This is a genomic window from Geobacillus sp. LYN3, from assembly GCF_003064505.1.
Taxonomy (GTDB): Bacteria; Bacillota; Bacilli; order Bacillales; family Anoxybacillaceae; genus Parageobacillus_B; species Parageobacillus_B toebii.
The window spans coordinates 617,595-626,968 of the sequence record NZ_QCWL01000001.1; the positions used below are offsets into that span (position 1 = coordinate 617,595).

The 9,374-nt window shown below is 45.5% G+C and carries 12 protein-coding genes; 11 read left to right on the forward strand and 1 reads right to left on the reverse strand.

The annotated features are described in order from the left end of the window. The 10 genes from mreB (at position 1) to DCC82_RS03250 (ending at position 7,184) form a co-directional block, all read left to right on the forward strand. The gene (mreB, locus tag DCC82_RS03205) at positions 1-1,002 is read left to right on the forward strand and encodes a rod shape-determining protein (RefSeq protein ID WP_015865290.1); all 1,002 of its coding nucleotides are present in this window, start codon (positions 1-3) and stop codon (positions 1,000-1,002) included. Positions 1,003-1,111: 109 nt separating this feature from the next. Beyond that, the gene (locus DCC82_RS03210) at positions 1,112-1,948 is read left to right on the forward strand and encodes a flagellar hook-basal body protein (protein ID WP_097354013.1); all 837 of its coding nucleotides are present in this window, start codon (positions 1,112-1,114) and stop codon (positions 1,946-1,948) included. A gap of 19 nt (positions 1,949-1,967) precedes the next feature. Continuing rightward, positions 1,968-2,819, forward strand: coding sequence for a flagellar hook-basal body protein (locus DCC82_RS03215; protein ID WP_187252131.1), 852 nt, complete (start codon positions 1,968-1,970; stop codon positions 2,817-2,819). A gap of 12 nt (positions 2,820-2,831) precedes the next feature. After that, positions 2,832-3,080, forward strand: a complete 249-nt coding sequence (locus DCC82_RS03220) for a DNA-directed RNA polymerase subunit beta (RefSeq protein WP_015865287.1) — start codon at positions 2,832-2,834, stop codon at positions 3,078-3,080. A 28-nt stretch (positions 3,081-3,108) separates the two neighbouring features. Then, positions 3,109-3,546, forward strand: coding sequence for a 3-hydroxyacyl-ACP dehydratase FabZ (fabZ, locus tag DCC82_RS03225; protein WP_015865286.1), 438 nt, complete (start codon positions 3,109-3,111; stop codon positions 3,544-3,546). A 102-nt stretch (positions 3,547-3,648) separates the two neighbouring features. Further along, a complete protein-coding gene (locus DCC82_RS03230) occupies positions 3,649-4,302 on the forward strand; it encodes a coiled-coil domain-containing protein (protein ID WP_015865285.1) in 654 nt (217 codons plus the stop codon). A gap of 88 nt (positions 4,303-4,390) precedes the next feature. Beyond that, on the forward strand, positions 4,391-4,756 hold the full coding sequence (locus DCC82_RS03235) for a hypothetical protein (protein ID WP_097354014.1): 366 nt from the start codon (positions 4,391-4,393) through the stop codon (positions 4,754-4,756). A gap of 154 nt (positions 4,757-4,910) precedes the next feature. Further along, the gene (locus tag DCC82_RS03240) at positions 4,911-5,654 is read left to right on the forward strand and encodes a YveK family protein (RefSeq protein WP_097354015.1); all 744 of its coding nucleotides are present in this window, start codon (positions 4,911-4,913) and stop codon (positions 5,652-5,654) included. Then, positions 5,644-6,342: a CpsD/CapB family tyrosine-protein kinase gene (locus DCC82_RS03245; protein WP_097354016.1), complete on the forward strand. Its 699-nt coding sequence runs from the start codon at positions 5,644-5,646 to the stop codon at positions 6,340-6,342. Before DCC82_RS03240 ends, DCC82_RS03245 begins: the two co-directional genes overlap by 11 nt. Positions 6,343-6,401: 59 nt before the next feature. After that, positions 6,402-7,184 (forward strand): SGNH/GDSL hydrolase family protein, encoded by a 783-nt coding sequence (locus tag DCC82_RS03250; protein ID WP_097354017.1) that lies wholly within the window; start codon positions 6,402-6,404, stop codon positions 7,182-7,184. Between the two features lie 37 nt (positions 7,185-7,221). Here DCC82_RS03250 and tagU read toward each other — a convergent pair whose 3' ends face one another. Next, positions 7,222-8,154, reverse strand: coding sequence for a polyisoprenyl-teichoic acid--peptidoglycan teichoic acid transferase TagU (gene tagU / locus DCC82_RS03255; RefSeq protein ID WP_097354018.1), 933 nt, complete (start codon positions 8,152-8,154; stop codon positions 7,222-7,224). A gap of 247 nt (positions 8,155-8,401) precedes the next feature. On the opposite strand from tagU, the gene DCC82_RS03260 reads away from it, so the two are divergent. Beyond that, complete coding sequence (locus DCC82_RS03260) at positions 8,402-9,166, forward strand: tyrosine-protein phosphatase (RefSeq protein ID WP_097354019.1); 765 nt, start codon at positions 8,402-8,404, stop codon at positions 9,164-9,166. The last annotated feature ends 208 nt before the right edge of the window (positions 9,167-9,374 follow it).

The following is a 9,374-nucleotide window of genomic DNA, read 5'->3' on the forward strand; positions in this document are numbered from 1 at the left end:
ATGTTCTCGAGGGATATTGGGATTGACCTTGGCACGGCGAACGTACTCATTTTTGTCAAGGGAAAAGGAATCGTGTTAAATGAGCCGTCCGTTGTCGCGATTGATAAAAATACAAACAAGGTGCTGGCTGTCGGCGAAGAAGCGAGACGAATGGTAGGGCGTACTCCTGGGAATATCGTTGCCATTCGGCCGCTAAAAGATGGAGTAATCGCCGATTTCGACATCACGGAAGCGATGTTGAAATACTTCTTAAACAAGCTCAACGTCAAAGGCTTTTTCGCCAAACCGCGCATTTTAATTTGTTGCCCGTCGAATACGACATCGGTGGAACGGAAAGCGATCAAAGAGGCAGCGGAAAAAAGCGGCGGCAAAAAAATTTACTTAGAAGAAGAGCCAAAAGTAGCGGCCATTGGCGCGGGAATGGATATTTTCCAGCCATATGGGAATATGGTAGTCGATATTGGCGGTGGCACAACCGATGTGGCAGTCCTCTCAATGGGAGACATTGTCACCGCCTCCTCCATTAAAATGGCTGGGGACAAGTTTGACATGGAAATTTTGCATTACATCAAGCGGGAGTATAAGCTGCTAATTGGGGAACGAACTGCGGAAGAAATTAAAATCAAAGTCGCAACTGTATTCCCAGGCGCACGTGATGAGGAAATTGACGTTCGGGGCCGCGATCTTGTCACAGGCTTGCCGCGCACGATCACGATCCGCTCTGGGGAAATTGAAAAAGCGCTTCGTGAATCGGTCGCGATGATTGTACAAGCTGCCAAAAGCGTATTAGAGCGCACCCCACCAGAATTGTCAGCCGATATTATTGACCGCGGCATTATTTTAACGGGCGGCGGCGCGCTGTTGCACGGCATTGACCAATTGCTTGCCGAGGAACTAAAAGTACCTGTGCTTATCGCGGAAAATCCGATGGATTGCGTTGCGCTCGGAACGGGGCTCATGCTTGAAAACATCGACCGCGCGCCAAAGCAAAGTTTTGCGTAATTTTTTGATGAACAAAGCGAATAGATGCCGTTAGGAATTGGTACCTATTCGCTTTTTTCGCCTACTGTCTTATAATGGTAATATATGACCACATGCGAGGTGACATCCCTTGTTGCGAGGGTTTTATACCGCGGCCAGCGGCATGATGGCCCAGCAGCGCCGCATCGAAATGTGGACAAACAATATCGCCAACGCCAATACGCCTGGATACAAGTCTGACCAAGCGGCATTGCGCGCATTTCCGGAACTGCTTCTTTCGCGATTGGACAAGGCAACCGTGCCAACGAAAACGCCGCGTTCATTTCCGTTGCAGCCAACGATTGGTTCGATCAACACAGGCGTCTATATGCAAGAACTCATCCCGAATTTCCGCCAAGGCGATATAAAAGAAACCGGACAGCCAACCGACATTGCGATGATCAACGGGACGCTTCCTGTTGATGCGGAAACGGGGAAGGAAGGAACGCTGTTTTTCATCGTGCAAAACGAAAACGGTGACATCCGCTATACGAGAAACGGCAATTTCACCTTGAATCCACAAGGCTTTTTAACGACCAATGACGGCTGGTACGTATTAGATGAAAACGGCCGGCGCATCCAGCTCCCAAGCACGAATTTTGCCGTGAACGCCGATGGAACGATTGTCGCAAACAACACCCGCATCGCAAGAATAAACATCGCTTTTGCGGCGAATCCAAATACGCTTGTCAAAGAAGGAAACGGCTTATTCCGCAGCGAAAACGGCGTCTTGCCGAGCGCACTTGGCAACCCGAACATTACATACACGCTGAAACAAGGCTTTTTAGAACGGGCAAACGTAGACCTCAACCGCGCGATGACGGAAATGCTTTCTGCATACCGCGCTTTTGAAGCAAACCAAAAAATCGTACAAGCTTATGATCGAAGCATGGATAAAGCCGTGAACGAAATCGGGCGGCTCAAATAACGAGTAGGGGGATCAATACGTGTTACGTTCGATGATTACCGCTGCCAATACGATGGCGCAGCTCGGGCAGCAGCTCGACGTCATTAGCAACAACATCGCCAACAGCAACACAACCGGATTTAAACGGCGCGAAACGAACTTCGGCGAACTGCTTGCCCAACAATTTACGAATTTACCAAATGACAAGGCCACTCGCCTTACCCCAAACGGCGTACGGTACGGCGTCGGCGCGCGCCTTGCCGAAACAAACCTCGTGCTTGCACAAGGGGCGCTGACGAAAACGGACCGCGCCTTAGACGTTGCCCTTGCAAAAGAAGGACAATTTTTCCGCGTCCTCGTCCAAGGAGAAAATGGCGCGCAAGAAATCGGCTATACAAGATCTGGCGCATTTTATTTAACTCCGTCCGCTGAAAATCCAAATGAGCTGATGCTGGTCACAAGCGATGGCCATCCAGTGCTTGACGAAAACAATGCGCCGATTTTGCTTCCGGAAGGCTTTAAAAACATTACAATTTCCAATAATGGCACCATTACCGCTGTCGCTTCCGACGGCCGTGTGATGAGAAGAGCCAATATCGGCATTACGACGATATTGCGGCCGCAGCTGTTGCAATCGGTCGGCGATAATATATTTACCCTCCCGGATTTAAACGCGCTGAACGTCAATGAAGCCGATGTCGCGGTGAACATGATCGGCAATTTGCGCAATCAAATCAGCATGACGCAGGGCGCTCTCGAACAATCGAACGTCGACCTTGGCACGGAATTAACCGATATGATGATCACGGAGCGCTCGTACCAATTGAATGCCCGCGCGATTTCCCTTTCCGACCAAATGCTTGGTTTAATTAACGGAATCCGTTCATCATAAGGGGACATTTATATGAATGAACAACACCAAGAAGAAAAACAAGAGCATAAAGAAGAAGCGAAGACAGAGCACCGCCGCAAATTTCAGCGCACCCGCCTCATTCCGATTTGGCTTCGCCTCGTGATCGTTTTTGTCCTGATGACGGTGAGTCTTGCCGCTGGCGCGATGATCGGCTATGGCGTGATCGGCGACGGCAGCCCGTTTGATGTCTTTAAACGCTCGACATGGCAGCACATCATCGATTTTGTCGAGAAGCAATAACAAGGCGAACATAGAAAGGAGACTATGTATGCTTGACATCCAACAAATTCAAGCGATCATTCCGCACCGCTATCCGTTTTTATTAGTCGACCGCATCTTGGAAATCGAAGAAGGAAAACGCGCCGTCGGCATCAAAAACGTCAGCGCCAACGAATCATTTTTCGTCGGCCATTTTCCGGAATATCCGGTCATGCCTGGCGTCTTAATCGTTGAGGCATTGGCGCAAGTCGGCGCGGTCGCGATGCTGAAAAAAGAAGAAAACCGCGGACGCCTCGCCTTTTTCACCGGCATCGACAACTGCCGCTTTAAAAAGCAAGTAAAACCAGGCGACCAGCTTCGCCTTGAAGTCGAAATCATCCGCGCCAAAGGCCCGATCGGAAAAGGAAAAGGTGTCGCAACAGTGGACGGCGAACTCGTTTGCGAAACGGAAATTATGTTCGCCCTTGGCGACAAGAAAAACGACTGATGCCTCGCTCTCCTTTCGGCAGCGAAAGGAGAGCCTATTTTGTTTGTCCGGGAAAGCTGATTTTTGTGGTAAAATGGACGTCAAGAAGGAGGTGAGGAGACGGTGGAGCGGCTGATGGAACAAATTCTTTTTGAGTTGAAAGAAATGCGTGTGGATCTAAACGAAGTGAAGCAAGGCCAAAAGCAATTAGAATCGGACATTCGCGAGTTGCGCGCAGGCCAAAAGCAATTAGAATCGGACATTCGCGAGCTGCGCGCAGGCCAAAAGCAATTAGAATCGGACATTCGCGAGTTGCGCGCAGGCCAAGAGCAATTAGAATCGGACATTCACGAGCTTCGCGCAGGCCAAAAGCAATTAGAATCGGACATTCGCGAGCTTCGCGCAGGCCAAAAGCAATTAGAATCGGACATTCACGAGCTTCGCGCAGGCCAAGAGCAGCTGGAATCGGATGTACGTGAACTTCACTTAGGCCAACAACAGCTAAAGTCCGATGTTCGCACGTTGCAGAAGGCGGTTGCTGAACTCCAGGAGGGGCAAGTGCGGGTCGAACAAACCATCGACAAACTTTCTCAAAGTATCATTGACAACTTAGCTCCTTATTTTGACACAATTACCCACCATATCGATGAACGATATGAAGAAATAAACGAGAAATTACAGCGCCACGACCGGATGATCGAAACCCTCTCCTATCGTTCCCTCGCGCAAGAAACCGAACTCAAAGACTTCAAACGAATGATACAAAATTCCTCATAAAATGCATGAATTTCTCCTTTCTGGTAAACATAAGCAAGGACCGGTCTTTACATAAGGTCAACAACATTCCCAGAAAGGAGAAGAACCGATGAAGAAAAAGTGGCTTTTATTCAAACTGCTCAGCGCTTTCGTCGCCATGATGCTTGCGGCTGGCTGCAATGGTGACAATGACAACGACAATCCGCCGCCGCCAAACAACAACGTGGATCAAAATGACAATAACAACATCAACGATCGGGACATGAACCCAGCGGACGACATCAATCAAGACGATGACGTCGACAACAATATGAACAATAACGGCGATCTCAATGACAATAAAAATGATCAATTGCCGCCAGGCGACGATACGAACAACACACCAGGCGATGATGAAAACGATAACGTTCCGGACCGTGAAGACCCAATCGAAGACCCGCAAGATATAAACGATAAAGACAATAAAGACGAATAATGAAACAAGGTTGCCCTACAAGCAAGGGGCAGCCTTGTTTATTTTGTAGAAAAATTAGAATTGATTTTATCTAGATATATCTGTTACTATCAGTTATAATTAGTACGGTATTCATATGAAGAGACAACCATGGACGATCTTAGGGAGGTATAACATGGAAGAAACCATCAGCCTGCGCGAACTATTCGAAACATTGCGGAAACGTTTAATGCTTATCGTACTCATTACTGCCTTAGCGACAATTATAAGCGGCGTAGTCAGCTACTTTTTTTTAACGCCGATTTATCAAGCATCGACACAAATCTTAGTCAACCAGGCAAAATCGGAACAGCAGTTATACAATTATAACGAAATTCAAACGAACTTGCAGTTGATTAATACGTATAGCGTCATTATAAAAAGCCCGACAATTCTCGAAAAAGTAAAAGAAGAATTAAACTTGGACCGCACGGTGGACAAGCTCAACGAACAAATCCAAGTTTCAAGTGAAAAAGATTCGCAAGTGTTCTCGGTGACCGTTCAAGACCCGGATCCTGCCATGGCCGCCAAAATCGCCAACAAAACGGCAGACGTCTTTAAAAACGAAATCGTCAAAATTATGAATATCGACAACGTAAGCATACTCTCTAAAGCAGAAGTAAAAGAAAACCAAGCTCCTGTGAAACCAAAACCATTATTAAACATGGCGATTGCCTTCGTCGTTGGACTGATGACAGGGGTTGGACTTGCCTTTCTACTAGAATACTTAGATAACACGATCAAAACCGAAACGGATGTCGAAAAACATCTTGGTTTGCCAGTACTCGGCGCGGTAAGCATCATTTCGGCCGAAGAATCGAAAAAAGCGAAAAAACAAGTAAGCATGGTGAAAACAAGAGGTGAAACCATTGGCTCGTAGAGATCGGAAAAAAATACAAAAAATAGAGCGAAGTTTAATTACGATGGAAGACCCAAAATCGCCGATTTCAGAACAATACCGGACGATTCGGACGAACGTGCAGTTCTCGTTTGTCGACAAAACGATGCGTTCTATAATGATCACTTCGGCAGGCGCTGGGGAAGGAAAATCAACGACGACGGCAAACTTAGCGATCGTCTTTGCCCAACAAGGGAAAAAAGTGTTGCTAATTGACGCCGATTTACGCAAGCCGATGGTGCATTACACCTTTCGCTTGAACAATTATGTGGGATTGACGAGTGTGCTTACACATTCCTCATCGATATTATCAGCTTGCCAAGAAACGAATGTGGAGAACTTATATGTCCTTACATCTGGACCGATCCCGCCGAACCCTGCAGAGCTGCTTAGTTCGAAAACGATGGATAACTGCTTGCAGCAACTATACGAATCGTTTGATTTAATTATATTTGATACACCACCAGTACTGGCGGTAACCGATGCGCAAATTTTAGCGAATAAATGCGATGGAACGATCTTAGTCGTCGCAAGCGGCAAAACGGAAATTGAGGCGGCTGTGAAAGCGAAAGAACTATTGACAGCTGCGAATGCCAAACTTCTTGGCGTCGTATTAAACCAAAGAAAACAACGAGAAGGACAACATTACTACTATTACGAATACAAATAAGATAGGGCATCCTAGTATTTAGGAAGCCCTCTAATCTTGCTTGTAAGGTGGGGGAAAGATTGCGAAATATCCTATTAACAGCGCTGTTCCTTTTCAGTTGTATTTCGTTCATTATCGTAGGACAAGTATACTGGCAGAAAAAAGTCAATCAAACGATTCAAAACGCAATCGCGGAAGAAACAGGGAATGGTCAAACGGCGGGCAATGAAGACGATGCATTAATGGAATACGCAGCCAATTTACCACCTGAAGTGCAAAAAAAGATAAAGAACGCGATAAATAAAAATAAACCAGTGCGGCTTGTCATTGTCGGTTCACAAGCAATTTCTTCTTCCGAGAAAAGCTGGCCGGCTTTGTTCAAAAACGAATTGGAATCTACATATGGCAAACGTGTATTTGAAGTTGTCGTCAAAGAATATGGGGAAATGACAACGAAAGAGGCGTTAGAGGCGAATGTAGACAAAGAAATTATCGATGCGAAGCCAGATATTTTGTTATGGGAGCCGTTTTTATTAAACAATAACGGTGTGATCGAAATCGGAGATGCGCTGCAACAGATTGACACCATCATCCAAAACATCCAATCCGCATTGCCGGATGTGACGGTGATGCTGCAGCCGCCGCATCCGATTTATAATGCGAGATATTACCCGTCACAAGTAGAACAACTTCAGTCGTTCGCAAAAGAAAAAGGGTACATTTACTTAGACCATTGGAAAGCATGGCCGGATTACAAAAGCGAAGAGCTCAACGATGTTGTCAATGAAAACACAGACTTGCCAAATGAACGAGGCCACCAGCTATGGGCGGATTTTTTGATCAACTATTTTATCGCCAAATAAGAAGCGCACCACACTTTCATGCGGTGCGCTTTCCTTATTACGATGCCGTTTTCAATTCCAAATGTTCTTTTAATTTATTCGAAATAGCCAGTCTCTCTTCTTCTGGGACAAGCAAGTAATAAATACCGTTAATTTTCGTCCCCTTTCCAGTAATATGCAGCTGCTCAATATGGTGGCGGGCGTCTTTATAATTCGACTGAATCTCTTTCATTTCTTCAAACGTTAAATTCGTTTTTATATTTTTCCCGATGGCTGCTAACACATCGTTATAATTGGCGAGCGACGAAAAGCTTGCCCCTTTTTCGATGATCGCTTGAATAATTTGCTTCTGGCGGTCCTGCCGCCCAAAATCACCGCGCGGGTCTTCATAGCGCATACGCGAATATTTGAGCGCTTTTTCCCCGTCTAACGTAATTTTCCCTTTTGGAAAGGTGACGCCCTCATACGTAAACGCAAACGGGTTGTCCACCGTCACCCCGCCGACCGCATCGACAATGTCGCGGAAGCTTTCCATGTTGACTTTAATATAATAATCAATCGGAATGTCTAAAAAATGTTCGACGGTCGCCATCGTCATCTCCACGCCGCCAAACGCGTACGAGTGATTGATTTTATCCTCCGATCCTTTGCCGATAATTTTTGTTCTCGTGTCGCGGGGAACGCTGACCATTTCAATCGATTTTTTATTCGGATTGACCGTCATGACAATTAACGAATCGGCGCGGCCGCGATCTCCTTTTCGTTCATCGACGCCAATTAACAAAATGGAAATCGGTGTTTTCTCCTTAAACGATACTTCGTCATCCCGCTTATCGGATTTCCAGTCTACATTTTCATACATTTGATTTGCTGTTTGTTTCACATGGTGATAGATCGAATAAGCGTATGCTCCAATACCGATGAGAAGGACAGCGACAATCCCGCCAACCCAGCGCAGCCATTTTTTCTTTTTTCGACGTTTTGCTCTCATGTGCAACCTTCCTTTTAGCATCAAATTTGCATGTTGCTATTAAGATTATAGAGTGTTTTTTCATGCTATACAACCAGGAGAAGTGTAACGATTGGGAATTCTTTACTATCATAACCACAAGTTTCTCAAAAATGCAAAAAATATCTTATATTCGACAAAATTCTACAAAATACACTGATTGATAGTGCTAACTTCCTATGCTAACATAATAGTTGTTTGGTTAGTCGAATAGCAAGGAGGAGCGAGGATGATCGATATACATAGTCATATTTTACCTGGCGTCGATGACGGCGCGCAAACAATCGAAGATGCTATAGCAATGGCGCGCGCCGCAGTGAAAGAAGGAATTACGACCATCATCGCAACTCCTCATCATAAAAACGGAAAATATGACAATCCGAAACACTCCATCATCACATTAGCCGCACAATTGAACGATATCATGAAGCAACACGATATTCCGCTTACAGTATTGCCAGGACAGGAAGTACGCATTCATGGGGATTTATTGAAAAACCTAGCAGAAAACGAAATCATGACCCTAGCAGATACTTCGTATTTATTCATTGAATTTCCTTTCGATCACGTACCTCGTTATGCTGAACAACTGTTGTTTGATTTACAGCTGAAAGGCTTTATTCCAATTATCGTTCATCCAGAGCGGAATGCAGAAATCATGGAACGTCCAGAGCGTCTCTACCAACTGGTGAAACGAGGCGTGCTGACACAGCTGACGGCCTCAAGTGTATCAGGACATTTCGGAAAAAAAATAAAAAAATTTTCCTTACAGCTGATGGAAGCGAACTTAGCGCATTTTATCGCTTCTGATGCGCATAATACGACAACCCGTCCATTCCGTATGCGGGAAGCATACGATGTCATAAACAAAGAATTTGGCATGAACGCCGTGTATTTCTTCCAAGAAAACGCCGAGCTTCTCATCCGCGGGCAAGCAGTCTACAGTGAAGAGCCAGAACGGGTCAAAAAGAAAAAGTTTTTAGGTTTGTTTTAATATGTTTTATGGTAACATCGTTGTCATAAAGCATATTTTTCTTTTCTCCTGTTTTTGTCGAATCGTTGCTGATTTCTACGAACGATGGCAAAAATGGGGGCGAAAGAAAAATGGCGGAATAATGGCAATGTACTTGAAGTGAACTACCCCCACTTAATTTTCTAGCGAAAATTTGAAGTGGGGGCTTCCAAAGAAGTTTGACTGCTTC